At 46.2% G+C, this 15319-nt stretch carries 15 protein-coding genes; 8 read left to right on the forward strand and 7 right to left on the reverse strand.

Annotated features, from left to right (window positions below; all coding sequences use genetic code 11):
• Positions 1-9 precede the first annotated feature (9 nt).
• The 6 genes from argH to prmC all read right to left on the reverse strand — a co-directional run bounded on the left by argH (position 10) and on the right by prmC (position 4628).
• Complete coding sequence (gene argH, locus BQ7489_RS11970) at positions 10-1350, reverse strand: argininosuccinate lyase (RefSeq protein WP_072531187.1); 1341 nt, start codon at positions 1348-1350, stop codon at positions 10-12.
• 22 nt (positions 1351-1372) lie between these two features.
• On the reverse strand, positions 1373-1795 hold the full coding sequence (locus tag BQ7489_RS11975) for a polyketide cyclase (RefSeq protein ID WP_072531188.1): 423 nt from the start codon (positions 1793-1795) through the stop codon (positions 1373-1375).
• 107 nt (positions 1796-1902) lie between these two features.
• Complete coding sequence (pyrE, locus tag BQ7489_RS11980; RefSeq protein ID WP_072531189.1) at positions 1903-2538, reverse strand: orotate phosphoribosyltransferase; 636 nt, start codon at positions 2536-2538, stop codon at positions 1903-1905.
• 98 nt (positions 2539-2636) lie between these two features.
• Positions 2637-3326 carry a ComF family protein gene (locus tag BQ7489_RS11985; RefSeq protein ID WP_072531190.1) on the reverse strand — a complete coding sequence of 230 codons (690 nt, stop codon included), beginning with the start codon at positions 3324-3326 and terminating at the stop codon, positions 2637-2639.
• Positions 3310-3789: a regulatory protein RecX gene (locus BQ7489_RS11990; RefSeq protein ID WP_072531191.1), complete on the reverse strand. Its 480-nt coding sequence runs from the start codon at positions 3787-3789 to the stop codon at positions 3310-3312. Before BQ7489_RS11990 ends, BQ7489_RS11985 begins: the two co-directional genes overlap by 17 nt.
• Positions 3786-4628 (reverse strand): peptide chain release factor N(5)-glutamine methyltransferase, encoded by an 843-nt coding sequence (gene prmC, locus BQ7489_RS11995; protein ID WP_072531192.1) that lies wholly within the window; start codon positions 4626-4628, stop codon positions 3786-3788. Before prmC ends, BQ7489_RS11990 begins: the two co-directional genes overlap by 4 nt.
• Positions 4629-4663: 35 nt before the next feature.
• Between prmC and ribD the strand changes: the two genes are divergently transcribed.
• From ribD to murI, 7 genes are all read left to right on the forward strand, one after another.
• The gene (ribD, locus tag BQ7489_RS12000) at positions 4664-5701 is read left to right on the forward strand and encodes a bifunctional diaminohydroxyphosphoribosylaminopyrimidine deaminase/5-amino-6-(5-phosphoribosylamino)uracil reductase RibD (RefSeq protein ID WP_072531193.1); all 1038 of its coding nucleotides are present in this window, start codon (positions 4664-4666) and stop codon (positions 5699-5701) included.
• 143 nt (positions 5702-5844) lie between these two features.
• A complete protein-coding gene (locus BQ7489_RS12005; protein WP_072531194.1) occupies positions 5845-7290 on the forward strand; it encodes a BamI family beta-barrel-assembly machinery protein in 1446 nt (481 codons plus the stop codon).
• A 23-nt stretch (positions 7291-7313) separates the two neighbouring features.
• Entirely contained in the window at positions 7314-8051 is a 738-nt protein-coding gene (locus BQ7489_RS12010) for an isoprenyl transferase (protein ID WP_072531195.1), read from the forward strand.
• Between the two features lie 3 nt (positions 8052-8054).
• Positions 8055-10694, forward strand: coding sequence for an outer membrane protein assembly factor BamA (bamA, locus tag BQ7489_RS12015; protein WP_072531196.1), 2640 nt, complete (start codon positions 8055-8057; stop codon positions 10692-10694).
• A gap of 63 nt (positions 10695-10757) precedes the next feature.
• A complete protein-coding gene (locus tag BQ7489_RS12020; protein WP_072531197.1) occupies positions 10758-11273 on the forward strand; it encodes an OmpH/Skp family outer membrane protein in 516 nt (171 codons plus the stop codon).
• A gap of 65 nt (positions 11274-11338) precedes the next feature.
• Complete coding sequence (locus BQ7489_RS12025; RefSeq protein WP_072531198.1) at positions 11339-11902, forward strand: OmpH/Skp family outer membrane protein; 564 nt, start codon at positions 11339-11341, stop codon at positions 11900-11902.
• A gap of 133 nt (positions 11903-12035) precedes the next feature.
• Positions 12036-12863 carry a glutamate racemase gene (gene murI, locus BQ7489_RS12030; protein ID WP_394334071.1) on the forward strand — a complete coding sequence of 276 codons (828 nt, stop codon included), beginning with the start codon at positions 12036-12038 and terminating at the stop codon, positions 12861-12863.
• Positions 12864-12951: 88 nt separating this feature from the next.
• On the opposite strand, the gene BQ7489_RS12035 is transcribed toward murI, so the two are convergent.
• A complete protein-coding gene (locus BQ7489_RS12035) occupies positions 12952-14214 on the reverse strand; it encodes a peptidase U32 family protein (protein ID WP_072532171.1) in 1263 nt (420 codons plus the stop codon).
• A 115-nt stretch (positions 14215-14329) separates the two neighbouring features.
• Between BQ7489_RS12035 and dusB the strand changes: the two genes are divergently transcribed.
• A complete protein-coding gene (gene dusB, locus BQ7489_RS12040) occupies positions 14330-15319 on the forward strand; it encodes a tRNA dihydrouridine synthase DusB (protein WP_072531200.1) in 990 nt (329 codons plus the stop codon).

A 15319-nucleotide genomic window follows, 5' to 3' on the forward strand; every position in this document is an offset into this window, starting at 1 on the left:
AATCTCCTTTCAACGTCCTAACAAAGCCTTTTCGGCCTGTTCTACAGCCTCAAAATTGAAACCGCCTACCACCTTGTCCATCAGCTCGGAAATCTTGTCGTTACACAGGTTACCGATACTTCCGGCATGTGTGTGATGCACTTCCTTACTGTGGGTAAACTTACCGGCTTCAATATCCAGCCCTACCTTCTTATAGGCATCACGGAAAGGCATACCTTCACTTGCCAGACGGTTCACTTCCTCTACGCTGAACATGTAAAGATACTTGTCGTCATCCAAAATATGTTCATTGATCTTGATCTTGTTCATGATATAGGAAGCCATCTTCAGACAATCCTTCAGTTCATCGAACGCTGGCAGGAACACTTCCTTGATAATCTGCAGGTCACGGAAATAGCCGGAAGGCAGATTGTTCATAATCATCATGATCTGCTGTGGAAGCGACTGGATTTTATTGCATTTGGCACGTGTCAGTTCAAATACGTCCGGATTCTTCTTGTGAGGCATGATGCTCGAACCTGTAGTACATTCGTCGGGCAGTTTCACGAAACCGAAATTCTGGCAACTGAACAAACAGGCATCGAAAGCCATCTTCGACAATGTTCCGGCAATGGAGGCCAGGGCAAACGCTACGTTACGTTCCATCTTACCACGGCCCATCTGCGCATACACAACGTTATAGTTCATTGAATCAAAACCCAGCAGGCGGGTCGTCATTTCACGGTCGAGCGGGAAGGAAGAGCCATATCCGGCAGCCGACCCCAGCGGATTACGGTTGCACATCTTATAGGCAGCCTGCAGGAACATCATGTCATCTACCAGACTTTCGGCATAGGCTCCGAACCACAGTCCGAAAGAAGACGGCATGGCAATCTGCAGATGGGTATATCCCGGCATCAGGACATCCTTGTAACGGTTACTTTGGGAAATCAGAATCTTGAACAGGTCTTCCACGGCCTCGGCTACCTGCTTCAACTGTTCACGGGTAAACAGTTTCAGGTCGACAAGTACCTGGTCGTTTCTGGAACGCCCGCTATGTATTTTCTTTCCCACATCACCCAATTTACGGGTCAGCATCAGTTCAACCTGAGAATGTACGTCTTCAACACCGTCTTCAATGACAAATTCACCTTTCTCGGCAGAAGCGTAGATATTCTTCAATTCCTCCAGCAACACTTTCAACTCATCGGCAGTCAGCAGTCCGATGCTTTCCAACATAGTTATATGAGCCATTGAACCAAGTACATCGTGCTTGGCCAGATAAAGGTCCATCTCACGGTCCCGTCCTACGGTAAAACGGTCTATCTCTTCATTTACCTGGACATTCTTTTCCCAAAGTTTCAAAGCCATATTCGTAATTGATTATTATATATTAATAAGGTATATTAGCCAACAGCATGGCAATTTTCTCAACACTGTTCTGCAACGGTTTGGCAATCATTGCCTTCATGAAGGCATTCACATCAGAACGGACAGTCACTTTCAGTTTTGCCTCCTCTCCGGCAACAGGAAGAATCTGGATCCACATATTCAACGGAACCGGAGTGTCCTTTCCCTCAAACTTGATACACTTACATGGTTCACGTTCAATAATACACAACTTCATGGTGATGCCCTGTACCTTCATGGTCAATGAATCACGGTCAAAAGAAATCTCTTCCATCTGAGGCATTTCAGTCTTCACCATATCCCAACTCTTGCGCATCTCTTCCAGGTTGTTCAGGTCAGACAGTTTGTTATATACACGTTCCTGACTATACGGAACATATTTTACACTACTTTCAGCTTGTACCATAAATAAACAGATAAAAAAACACGGATTGCAAGGATAGACACGGTTCCATCTGCAAACCGTGTGTCCGTGTAATCCGTGCCTATAAATAGTTGATTAAAACAAATCGCTTATTTGCCAGTCCAATGAGAAGGGTCTTCTCTCCATGCCTGAAGAACAGGGATATCGGCAGCATCAATATAGTCGGTCTTCAACGCCGCATCCAGTACAGCATTGTAGTTGGTCAAGGTAACCAGTTCGACCTTAGCATTCTTGAACGCTTCCGCAGCGACATCAAAGCCATAAGTGAACGATGCGACCATACCCACCACTTCACATCCGTTGTTGCGCAAAGCCTGGACAGCCTTCAGACTGCTTCCACCTGTTGAAACCAGGTCTTCAACGACAACTACCTTCATTCCCGGACGAAGTTCGCCTTCAATCAAATTTTCCAAGCCATGATCTTTTGGACTTGAACGCACATATACGAACGGGAGGTTCAACTCATCGGCAACCATTGCACCTTGCGCAATAGCACCTGTAGCGACACCGGCAATGGCGTCTACCTCACCGAATTTTTCGAGGATGACACGACAGAACTCCAATTTCACAAAATCACGCAAAGCCGGATAAGACAAAGTCTTACGGTTATCGGTGTAAATAGGAGATTTCCAGCCGGAAGCCCAGGTAAACGGGTTCGCAGGCTGAATTTTAATTGCTTTTACTTTCAGTAGTTTTTCTGCAAATAATCTTTCCAAAGCTTTCATAACGTTATAGATCTGATAAACATTAATGCAAAATTAAAGAAATCCATTGGGAATAAGAAATCTAAGCATATTTTTTTTAATAACATGCAAATTTTCGCCTATTTTGTCCATGCCAATGTTACTACACTTATTCTGATCCCTTCTATTTCCGACAGGACATCGGCACACGAAACTAAAGTGGCTCCCGTAGTGAGCACATCATCGACAAGCAGCACATGCTTGTGTTCCAACAAGTGGGAACCTTCCCTCAGTGCGAACAGGCTTGACACGTTCTGCCAACGTTCATACCTGCTTTTATGGGTCTGCGTCACATTGTTGCGGGTACGTACCACCGCATCTGTACACAACGGTATTCCCGTCACCTCCCTGAGCCCTTCGGCCAACAGTTCACTCTGGTTATACCCACGCTGCCGGAGACGCCTGGCCGACAAAGGTAAAGGCAGCAGAACATCAATTCCGTCAAAAAATCCGGACGGCTGCAACTCACCGGCCAGCAGGCTCCCCATCGCACGGCAAAGACCTTTCTGTCCATAATACTTCATGGAATGTAAGATATCGGCTACCATCCCTCCCTTGGTGTAAAAGAGCAAGGAAGACGCACGTTCTATCGGGAAACGCCCCCAGAAACACTTTTCCATCTCGTTCCCGACCGAATTCAACAGCCGTGTATAAGGCAGCCTGCACTGGCAGGAAACGCATATTCCCTTTTCTGTAACCGTAAGCTTTTTCCCACAAACCGCACAAAGCCTCGGAAACAGAAATTCACGTACGTCAGTCCAGATATTCATCGGCATCCGTCTGTCTGATATACCGCATAACCTCTTCCATCGAGAATCCCCTCCCCACCGCAAAACGGATCAGTTTGGCATTCCTCTCATATTCATTCCTCCCCGTCACACTCCGTCTCTTCCGGCGGATCAGTTCTTCCAACCCCTTACAATACTCCTCTTCGTCAATTTCATCCAGACCGGCCCGGATCTCTTCAGACGAAAGCCTTTTCATCCGCAGAGCCTGGGATATCTTCATTCTCCCCCATCCGGCAAAACGGTATTTATCACGGACAAAAGCCCTGCAGAAGCGTGCATTGTCCAGATAACGCTCTTTTTGCAGATGCGCTATGATCCGTCCGGCCATCTCTTCACCGGCTCCCCACGACACGAGCTTCGCCTCCACCTCCGACAGGCAATGTTCCGCCGCCGAACAGAAGGCCTCGGCCTTATACTGCAACTCCTTCTCTGAAAACTCTTTCATAATCTGACTGCTTTTATCATACGGTCGTTTCCCGACAAGTCCTTACGCAATTCTACATGTCCATATCCCATTCCTTCAAGCAACCGGACCGTTTCAGGACCATACATGCGGTTTATCTCATAATAGAGGCAACCTCCCCTCACCAGGACAGACAGCCCCAGCTCTCCTATACGGCGGTAAAAGACCAACGGATCATCGTCCGGCACAAAAAGGGCAAGTTCCGGTTCCCAGTCAAGTACATTACGTTCCATATCCTTACGCTCCTTTCCGGTAATGTAAGGCGGGTTACTTACCAGGACATCAACCTTCATTTCCGGCCAGTTTCCGGAAAGCACGTCCACTCTCATGAAACCTACATCGGTCCGGTTCAACCGGGCATTCCGGCGGGCTACTTCCAGAGCCTTGTCCGAGATGTCCCATGAAAAGACTTCTGCCTTATGTAAACGCTTGGACAATGTCACAGGAATACAACCGCTTCCTGTTCCTATATCCAAAACGCAAAGCCCTTCATTTTTTGCATGGTCTGTGACAATCCATTCCACCAGTTCCTCCGTTTCCGGACGTGGAATCAACACATCCGGAGTGACATGGAACGGTAATCCGCAAAACGTAGTCTTGCCTAAAATATATTGCAGAGGTTCATAGCGTTTCAGACGGGACAGAATATCTTCCAGCTTCCGGATGTCATTCATTGAAAAATTCATATCTTTGCCCGTATACAGATCGACAGTGGAAACATGGAAAACCTCCTCCAGAATCCACTTCGCAAGAGCCGACAATTCGGTATCCGGATAAAGACCGGAAAGCGACTGTTTGATATAGGAATAAATAGGATGCATAGACTGCAAAAGTAAACATATTTAATAAGACAACTATGACAAAAGACGAAAAATATATCAGCCGGTGCATACAACTGGCCCGTAACGGACTATGTACCACCGCTCCTAATCCGATGGTAGGTGCCGTAATTGTACATAACGACAAGATTATCGGAGAAGGCTACCACATCCGTTGTGGGGAAGGCCATGCCGAAGTCAATGCGATAGCTTCCGTCAAGGACGAAAGCCTGCTGAAGGAATCCACAATCTACGTCAGTCTGGAGCCCTGCTCGCATTATGGGAAAACCCCTCCGTGTGCCGACCTGATTATCCGCAAAGGGATCCGACGGGTCGTAGTAGGCTGTATCGATCCGTTTTCACTGGTAGCGGGAAGAGGAATCCAGAAACTGAAAGACGCCGGCATTGACGTGACCGTCGGTGTCCTGGAAAAGGAATGTCGTGAACTTATAAAACGGTTCGTAACATTCAATACCCGGCAACGGCCGTATATCACCTTGAAATGGGCCCAGTCGGCCGACGGATTCATCGATGTCTGCCGCACGGATGGACATCCCGAAGTCCTCTCCACACCAATCAGTTCCATGTATGTACACAAACAACGTGCCGAACACCAAGCCATACTGATAGGCCGTCGGACTGCGTTACTGGACAATCCGTCGCTCACCACCCGGCTATGGTACGGGAAAAATCCGGTGAGACTGGTCATAGACCGCGACCTCACACTTCCCCCCTGTCTGAAACTATTTGACGGTAGCGTCCCTACCTGGATATTTACCGCGTCGGAACCCGTTTCCCCTCTACCTGATGTTAACTATTGTAAACTGGATTTCAGTCGGGATATCCTGCCCCAGATAGCCGGATTCCTTTACAAACAGAAACTACAATCCCTGCTGGTCGAGGGTGGAAGCACGCTGCTGCAATCATGTATCGATTCAGGATTCTGGGACGAAATCTACATCGAGCATGCCTCCAAAGCACTTCACAATGGCATTAAGGCTCCAACCGTTCCAGCCGGATATCCGGCTGACTATCAACAGCGCGACCATGTGCAGATCATTCATTACAGGAAATAGAAGACGTGACAAAGTTCCATTTCGCCGATAAAATAGCCGGTTTTATCCATAATTTTATATAAAACTTGAACCAAAAGTTCTGTTTCGCGAAAAAACTTTCTACATTTGTAACTTGTAATATAATACAAAGCATACAACCACAAATGAAAATAAGATTCGTACCTATCATAATGGCTGGCCTGTTTGCCGCGGCTACATTTATGACCTCTTGTTTGAACGATGATACGCCAGAAATTACGTATAGTTCGGAGACCAGCATTACGTCTTTCTCACTGGGAACCCTACATTGCGAAATCCATGGTCTGGATAAAAACGGGAACGACTCCGTATATACCGACACGATATCCATGTCGAACTATCCGTTTACCATCAACCAGCTGCAGCGTACCATTGAAAACAAGGATTCATTACCGGTAGGAACTGATATTTCGAGGGTACTGCTCAACATAAAGGCCGATACGGATTACATCCTTTATGGCAAGATAAACGAGAAAGGCGGTGAAGCCAAAGATACGCTTTGGACATCGGGCGACACCATCAACTTTGCCGTAGCTCCAACAGAAGGACTGCAGTTCAAAGTTATGGCCTATAGCGGCGTCATCGGCAAGCCTTATACGGTCAAGATCAATGTACACAAACAGGTCCCTGATTCTCTTGAATGGAATCTGTCACCAATGGGATCCGGTTTCCAGAACGGAACACTAAGCCGTATGAAATCTGTCTGCCTTGGCAACAGACTTTATGTCTTTGGAGAAAAAGACGGAAAAGGAGTTGCCGAATATTGCGACATCTCCGCCAATAATACTCCAGGGGACTGGGAAACACTTCCGTTGCCTGAAGGCACAGACAGCTATTCTGTAACGTCATGCGGCAATGACATATACTTCATTGCGACGGGTGCCCTCTACCGGCTTACCACCACAGGTTATGAGGTCTGCGGCAATGAGACATCATTGTCACAACTGATAGCGGCATCAGCTATCAACGGAGAATATTTACTCTATACCAGAAAAAACGACGGACAATTCCTGACTTACAACACTGTACAGAACACATGGAGCCCCAACGACGAAATCGAAAATTGTCCGGACGCCAGCCAGAACATTTCATCTGTCAACCTGCCATTATCATATAACAATACAATTGTCCGTACCATTCTGATGGGATACAATGAAACCGAACCGGAAGGTTCAGGCTTTGTGGCTACCCACCTGAGCAATGAAACGACATGGACAACCTACAATTTCGCACAGGCCGATACTTTCAGATGCCCTAACATTGCAGATCCGACCATGATATTCTACAACAAGAAAATCTATGTATACGGAGGCAATGTAAAGACGACCGACTATGAATACGCCCCATTCAGCGTATTCTTCGAATCGGCAGACAACGGCCTCACCTGGAATCCTGTACAACGTTATGTGACATTCCCGAAAGGTAACAATGCTTTCGCACAATATTATAAAGGCAACGGAAGTTACGCCAGTGTTGTGGACACCAATAACTTCATCTGGATTATCTGGAACGACGGACAGATGAGCAGGGGACGTATAAACCATTTTGGCTTTGCTACCAAATGGGAATAATATAAAATCTGAAAATTAAGACCATGCTATATAGAGACCAACTGGATAAATCGCGCATTCCGGCACACATAGCCATCATAATGGATGGAAACGGACGCTGGGCCAAACAACGTGGGAAAGCCCGCTCGTTCGGCCATCAGGCAGGAGCCGAAACGGTTCATGTCATCGCCGAAGAAGCTGCACGTCTGGGGGTGAAGTATCTGACACTCTATACGTTTTCAACAGAAAACTGGAACCGTCCTGCAGACGAAATCGCTGCATTGATGAGCCTCCTGATGGATTCCATAGAAGAAGAGACCTTCATGAAAAATAATATCTGTTTCCGGATCATCGGAGACACAGCCAAACTGCCGGCCGATGTATTGGAACGTCTGAACCAATGCATCGAACGAACCTCCTCCAATACGGGAATGTGCCTGGTATTAGCCTTGAGCTATTCATCCAAATGGGAACTGACAGAAGCCGTAAGACAGATAGCGGCCAAGGCCGTCAACCATGAGATCGAAATCGGAGAAATAACCGACAAAACAATAGACCAACATCTGGCAACCAATTTCATGCCCGATCCGGATCTTCTGATACGCACCGGAGGAGAAATCCGCCTGAGCAATTATCTGTTATGGCAATGTGCTTATTCCGAACTTTACTTCTGCGATACCTATTGGCCCGATTTCAAGGAAGAAGAGTTCTGCAAGGCAATCTGTGATTATCAACGAAGAGAACGCCGTTTCGGCAAAACCAGTGAACAAATATTGAAATAGAAAATGCGATACTTTTTTACTCTGATCTTGCTTGCACTTGTATGTTCCATTTTTAATCCGACAAAAGCCAGTGCGCAAGAGTTGAACGATACAATCTACAACCCGACAATCCTCTATAACGGAACACCGAAAAAATACGAGATTGCCGACATCAAGGTTGAAGGTGTTAAGAACTATGAGGACTACGTGCTGATAGGTATCTCCGGATTGGCTGTAGGCCAGACCGTAACCATACCGGGCGATGACATTACCGATGCGGTAAAACGCTATTGGAGGCACGGATTGTTTTCATCGGTCAGCATTACGGCAGAAAAAAGTGTCGGGAACAAGGTGTATCTGAAAATCTCCCTCACCCAACGTCCACGTATCACTGATATCCGCTATTACGGAATCAAGAAAAGTGACCGTGAAGACCTGCAGGCCAAACTGGGACTGGTCAAGGGAAGCCAGGTTACTCCGAACCTGATAGACAGGGCAAAAATATTGATCAAGAAACATTTCGACGAAAAAGGCTTCAAGAACGCCGAAGTGAACATTGTCGAAAGAGAGGATCCTGAAAACAAGGAACAGGTATATATTGATGTCAACATCGATAAGAAAGAAAAGGTCAAAGTACATAAGATTACGATAGAAGGCAACCAGGTACTGACCGACAAGAAGCTGAAACGTATCATGAAGAAGACAAACGAAAAAGGTAAACTCATTAACCTGTTCCGTACAAAGAAATTCATTGAAGAAAAATACGAAGAAGACAAACAGAAGATTATCGACAAATATAACGAATTGGGATATCGTGACGCCATCATTGAGGAAGACAGCGTTTCGAACTATGATGACAAGACAGTCGATGTCTACATGAAAATCTATGAAGGTAACAAATACTATCTGCGCAACATCACATGGGTAGGTAACACCGTTTACCCGTCCGACCTGCTGAATCAACAGTTACAGATGAAGCATGGTGATGTCTATAACCAGAAACTATTGAACGACCGTATCAACAACGATGAAGACGCTATCGGCAACAACTACTATAACCGTGGTTACGTATTCTTCCATCTGGATCCGGTTGAGGTCAACATTGACGGAGACTCCATCGATCTGGAAATGCGTATTGCCGAAGGTCCGCAGGCAAGTATCAGCCATGTACGTATCAACGGTAATGACCGTCTGTATGAAAACGTGATACGCCGTGAACTCCGTACACGTCCGGGCGACCTGTTCAGTAAAGAGGCTCTGGAACGTTCATACCGTGAAATTGCCCAGATGGGACACTTCAATCCGGAGACTATCAAACCGGATGTACAGCCTAACATCCAGGACGGTACGGTAGATATCAACTGGGGACTGGAATCAAAGGCCAACGACCAGGTGGAATTCTCGGCCGGTTGGGGACAGACAGGTATCATCGGTAAGCTGAGCTTGAAGTTCACGAACTTCTCGTTCGCCAACCTGTTCCGCAAGAACGACAACTTCCGTGGTTTCCTTCCACAAGGTGACGGACAGACACTGACAATCAGCGGACAGACCAACGGACGATACTACCAGTCGTATAGTATCTCACTGCTTGACCCGTGGTTCGGAGGGAAACGCCCGAATTCACTTTCATTGTCGGCTTTCTTCTCTGTACAGACTGACGTCAGCGACCAGTATTACAACTCGGCCGTCATGAACAGCTATTACAACTACATATCAGGATGGGGTAATACCTATGGCGGATACTACGACAATTATGAATTGTACTACAATCCTGACAAGTCAATCAAGATGTTCGGGCTTTCATTAGGATGGGGAACACGTCTCCGCTGGCCGGACGACTTCTTCACCTTATCGGCCGAATTGTCATACCAACGCTTCATGCTGAAAGACTGGAGCTACCTCTACATCAAACTGAACAACGGGCAGTATATGAATACAGGTAACTGCAACAGTCTGGCGCTGAACCTGACGCTGGCACGTAACTCAACCGATAACCCGATATTCCCGCGTTACGGTTCCGAATTCAGCGCATCTCTACAGATAACGCCGCCATATTCTCTGTTCAGCAAGAAAGACTATTCAACCTACGGCAAAGACAATTATGAAGAGGCTGCCAGCATGTATAAATGGATCGAATACCACAAATGGAAATTCAGAGCCAAGACTTATACGGCATTGATGGACATCCAGAAGTGTCCGGTAATCATGACCCGTACTGAATTCGGTATTCTGGGACATTTCAACAAATACAAACGTTCACCGTTCGAAACCTTCTACGTGGGAGGTGACGGTATGACGGGCTACAGCTACAACTACGCATCCGAAACCATTGCATTACGCGGTTATGAAAACGGATCCTTGACACCTTACGGTAGCGAAGGTTATGCATACATCCGTCTGGGAGCTGAATTACGTTATCCGCTAATGCTGGAAAACTCAACCAGTATCTATGCATTGGGATTCGTAGAAGCCGGTAACGCCTGGACCGATGTAACCAAATTCAATCCGTTCCAGTTGAAACGTTCGGCCGGTGTGGGTGTCCGTATCTTCCTGCCTATGATCGGTATGATGGGTATTGACTGGGCATATGGTTTCGACAAGATCAACGGTTCCATGCAATATAGCAAGAGCCAGTTCCACTTCATTATCGGACAAGAATTCTAATTACCTGCCTGATGCGGATGTTGTTCCCGCAACATCCGCCATCAGCATTAAAAACACTATATTATGAAAAGATTGATCCTTTCGGTAGCATTGTTAGCAGTGTGCACATTAGCAGTACAGGCCCAGCGCTTTGCACTCATTGACATGGAATATATCTTGAAACAGATTCCAGCTTACGAACAGGCAAACCGCCAGCTGGAAAGCCTCTCCAAGCAATGGCAAAGTGAAATGGAGGCAAAAGGGAACGAAGCCAAAACCCTTTATGAAACTTACCAGCAGACAGCCGGGAAACTGACTGCTACCCAAAAGACTGTAAAAGAAGAAGAGATTGTAGCTAAAGAAAAAGAAGCGGCCGAACTCCGGAAAAAATATTTCGGCCCGGAAGGCGAAATCATGAAAAAGCGTCAGGAATTGATCGGGCCGATCCAAGATGCCATCTATAACGCCGTAAAAGAAGTAGCTGTAGAAAAAAATTATGATGCAGTTATTGACCGTGCATCGGCCCAAAGCATGATTTTCGCATCACCACGCATTGATATCAGCAATGAAATCCTCTCGAAATTAGGATATTCAAATTAATTTCATACATTTGCAGTCGACATTGAATTAAGTATTTTAACCATAACATTAGAAACTATAAGATTATGTTGAAAAAAATTGCTTTATTACTTTTACTCATCGCTCCGATGACCGTATTCGCTCAGAAATTTGCACATTACAAATCTATGGATGTTATCCTTGTAATGCCGGAATATGCAAAAGCCCAGACTGACATCCAAGCTTTACAGAAGCAATATGAAGACGAAATCAAACGTGCTTCGGACGAGTTCAACAAAAAATTTGCAGAATACCAGCAGGAACAGAAAAACTTGCCGGCAAATATCCAGGAACGTCGTCAGAAAGAATTGCAGGAACTGCAGGAAAAAGGAATCCAGTTCCAGCAGGATGCCCAGCAGCAATTGCAGAAATCATATACAGATATGATGGAACCGATCTATAAGAAAATGGAAGATGCAGTCAAAGCTATCGGTGCTGCCGGCGGTTACACTTATATCTTCGACCTGAACCGTACAGATATTCCTTACGTTAACGAAACAATGTCTAAGGATGTAACCAATGATATCAAGACAAAACTGGGTATCAGCTTGACAGCAGCTCCTTACAATCCAGGAACAGCGACTACAGCACCAGCAACTACTACAAAATAATCAAGATATCCCTAATCCCTCGGAACCTCCGTTCAAAGGGATCCGATACTGACGAAGAATCCGGTAACACTTGTTTCGAACAGTCTGCCAGATTCTTCGTTTTTTATTTATAACCTTCTACCTTTATATGCCTATGTTTACAACTGGACCTATCGGTGTCTTTGATTCCGGTTATGGAGGGCTGACTATCCTCAACAAATTCCGTGAACTGCTCCCTCAGTACGACTATATCTACCTTGGAGACAATGCACGTACTCCATATGGTACACGTTCATTCGAGGTAGTTTACGAATTTACCCTACAAGCCGTACGCAAGCTGTTTGAATTCGGATGCCCGCTGGTCATCCTAGCCTGTAACACTGCCTCGGCCAAAGCTTTACGTAGTATACAGCAGAATGATCTCCCCCATATAGATCCTCACCGGAGGGTATTAGGGGTAATCCGTCCTACTGTGGAATGTATTGGCGGACTGACCCAGTCACGCCACATAGGACTGCTTGCCACGGCTGGAACTGTAAAATCGGAATCATATCCGCTGGAAATACATAAGCTGTATCCCGATATAAAAGTAACCGCTGTAGCTTGTCCTTTATGGGTTCCATTGGTTGAGAACAATGAATATGACTCTCCGGGAGCCGACTATTTTGTAAAGAAATACCTGGATCAACTGCTGGGCCAGGATCCGGAAATAGATACAATCATCCTGGGATGTACCCATTATCCTTTATTGATAGACAAGATCAGGCAATTCACCCCATCCCACATCCATCTGATAGCCCAAGGCGAATATGTTGCCCACAGCCTGAAAGACTACCTGATGCGTCATCCGGAAATAAAGTCCCGATGTACAGCTAACGGGACCTGCGAATTCCTTACAACAGAATCAATCGAAAAATTTCAGGAATCGGCAGCTACATTCCTGCATGAAAAAGTCCGTGTAAGAAGCATTGTTCTGGAATAACCGGACATGAAAAGAAAGACGGCTGAGATGGAACATGTCTGCCAGTTTTCATCTCAGCCGTCTTTTTATCATATAAAAGAGTAATCCGTCATTTCTTCTTCAACTCGTCGGCAGGTACAATCCGATAAAGCTTGTCGCTAGGCCGTACACGGTCGGGAACCTTGAATGAAACATGTACTCCTTTCTTGACAACATCTACCGGCTTCAGGTCAACACGAGCCTCATCCAGCGTTACATACATGGCTCCGGTAGTAGGTCCCGTAATCAGCAACTTGTCGCCAATCTTGATTTCGGCAGCTTCAATCAGAAACTCGGCTACACCGATATTCGAAAAGTATTTGATACCACGTCCTGCATATACCTTGCGTTCTGTCGCTTCCGAACCGTAGTTCTTACTCCATTCCCCCAAACGCTGGCCTAAATAATAACCGTTCCAGAATCCGCGGTTAAATACCGTCTTCAAACGGGCATCCCAATCAGCCTTCTTCTCTTCTGTAAAAGTACCGTCCAAGTAAGAACGGATAGCTTCCTTATAACATTCTACCACGGTTTTCACATACTCCGGTCCACGGGCACGCCCTTCAATCTTGAACACACGCACACCGGCCTCAATCATCTCATCCATGAAATGGATAGTCTTCAGATCCTTCGGTGACATGATATACTGGTTATCGACTTCCAGTTCAATATCGCTCTCCTTATCCTTTACAATATACGACCGGCGGCATACCTGCATACAGGCTCCACGATTGGCCGACGCATTCAGCTCGTTCAGACTCAAGTAACATTTTCCAGACACAGCCATACACAAAGCTCCATGACAGAACATTTCGATACGAACCGGATTTCCCATAGGCCCGACAATATGCTGTTCCTGAATCGCTTCATAAATCTTACGGACCTGCTTCAAATTCAGCTCACGGGCCAGTACCACCACATCGGCAAACTGGGCATAGAATTTCAAGGCCTCAGCATTACTGATATTCAACTGAGTGGAGAGATGTACCTCCTGCCCCACCTGATTACAATATGACATCACCGCCACGTCGGCTGCAATAACTGCACTGATACCTGCCTCTTTCGCGGCATCAATGATTTTACGCATCAGCTCAATGTCTTCATCATAGATGATGGTATTGACTGTGAGGTAACTCTTTACACCATGTTCGTCACAAACCTTTGCGATTTCACGCAAATCGTCAACCGTAAACGTGCCGGCCGAACGTGCACGCATATTCAGGCTTTCAATTCCGAAATAAATGGAATCGGCCCCTGCATGAATAGCCGCAGCCAACGACTCACGAGAGCCCACAGGAGCCATGATTTCAAAATCTTTTATAGAATAATTCATCCTTTTCTTGTTGATTTGGGATGCAAAGGTAGTGAATTTTTCCGTAATTTTGCAGCCGGAATCAGCCATTTCATTATATATAAGATATTTACGATAGGAAAACCAACTATACGCAATGAATATTAGGAATATAGACTTAGGAGAAAAGCCCGTATTGCTGGCTCCCATGGAAGATGTGACCGATCCTGCATTCCGCCTGTTATGCAAGGAATTCGGGGCCGATATGGTATATACCGAATTCGTATCAAGCGATGCACTGATCCGCTCTGTCGGAAAAACACTGCTAAAACTGAACATCAGTGAAGCCGAACGCCCTGTAGCCATCCAGATATATGGCAAGGATACCGAAACAATGGTTGAAGCCGCACGCATCGTAGAACAGGCACAACCGGATATTCTTGACATCAACTTCGGATGCCCCGTAAAACGGGTTGCCGGAAAAGGAGCAGGAGCAGGCATGCTGCAGAACGTACCGAAAATGCTGGAAATTACCAAGGCTGTTGTCAATGCCGTAAAAATACCGGTTACAGTAAAGACCCGCCTCGGATGGGATGCCGACCACAAAATTATTGTCGACCTGGCAGAACAACTGCAGGATTGCGGTATAGAAGCTTTGACCATACACGGACGTACACGCGCCCAGATGTATACCGGAGAAGCCGACTGGACCTTGATCGGTGAAGTCAAGAAAAATCCCCGGATCCATATTCCTATTATAGGAAACGGCGACATCACTTCTGCCGAACGTGCCAAGGAATGTTTCGACAGATATGGAGTAGACGCCATCATGATAGGACGTGCCAGCTTTGGACGGCCCTGGATCTTCAAGGAAGTGAAACATTATCTGAAAACGGGAGAACAGCTCCCTCCCCTTTCCTTCAAATGGAAAATGGACGTACTACGACGCGAAGTACAAGACAGTGTCAATCTTCTCGATGAAAGAAGAGGAATCCTCCATGTCCGCCGTCACCTGGCTGCCTCTCCCCTGTTCAAGGGTATCCCGAATTTCAAAGAGACCCGCATAGCTATGCTGAGAGCTGAAACACTAGTACAGCTGAATGAAATCCTGGATCATATCGAAATGACATTCGGACAACAGCTATAA

The organism is Bacteroides ilei (genome assembly GCF_900128495.1).
GTDB classification, from domain to species: domain Bacteria; phylum Bacteroidota; class Bacteroidia; order Bacteroidales; family Bacteroidaceae; genus Phocaeicola; species Phocaeicola ilei.

Bases quoted from the DNA above. Each gene is read 5' to 3' on its own strand.
- BQ7489_RS12005 (WP_072531194.1), top strand. From the start codon at position 5,845: ATGAAAATAAGATTCGTACCTATCATAATGGCTGGCCTGTTTGCCGCG.
- BQ7489_RS11975 (WP_072531188.1), bottom strand. From the start codon at position 1,795: ATGGTACAAGCTGAAAGTAGTGTAAAATATGTTCCGTATAGTCAGGAA.
- BQ7489_RS12035 (WP_072532171.1), bottom strand. From the start codon at position 14,214: ATGAATTATTCTATAAAAGATTTTGAAATCATGGCTCCTGTGGGCTCT.
- murI (WP_394334071.1), top strand. From the start codon at position 12,036: ATGTTTACAACTGGACCTATCGGTGTCTTTGATTCCGGTTATGGAGGG.
- BQ7489_RS12020 (WP_072531197.1), top strand. From the start codon at position 10,758: ATGAAAAGATTGATCCTTTCGGTAGCATTGTTAGCAGTGTGCACATTA.
- BQ7489_RS11985 (WP_072531190.1), bottom strand. From the start codon at position 3,326: ATGAATATCTGGACTGACGTACGTGAATTTCTGTTTCCGAGGCTTTGT.
- argH (WP_072531187.1), bottom strand. From the start codon at position 1,350: ATGGCTTTGAAACTTTGGGAAAAGAATGTCCAGGTAAATGAAGAGATA.
- BQ7489_RS12025 (WP_072531198.1), top strand. From the start codon at position 11,339: ATGTTGAAAAAAATTGCTTTATTACTTTTACTCATCGCTCCGATGACC.
- prmC (WP_072531192.1), bottom strand. From the start codon at position 4,628: ATGCATCCTATTTATTCCTATATCAAACAGTCGCTTTCCGGTCTTTAT.
- dusB (WP_072531200.1), top strand. From the start codon at position 14,330: ATGAATATTAGGAATATAGACTTAGGAGAAAAGCCCGTATTGCTGGCT.
- BQ7489_RS12010 (WP_072531195.1), top strand. From the start codon at position 7,314: ATGCTATATAGAGACCAACTGGATAAATCGCGCATTCCGGCACACATA.
- BQ7489_RS11990 (WP_072531191.1), bottom strand. From the start codon at position 3,789: ATGAAAGAGTTTTCAGAGAAGGAGTTGCAGTATAAGGCCGAGGCCTTC.
- bamA (WP_072531196.1), top strand. From the start codon at position 8,055: ATGCGATACTTTTTTACTCTGATCTTGCTTGCACTTGTATGTTCCATT.
- pyrE (WP_072531189.1), bottom strand. From the start codon at position 2,538: ATGAAAGCTTTGGAAAGATTATTTGCAGAAAAACTACTGAAAGTAAAA.
- ribD (WP_072531193.1), top strand. From the start codon at position 4,664: ATGACAAAAGACGAAAAATATATCAGCCGGTGCATACAACTGGCCCGT.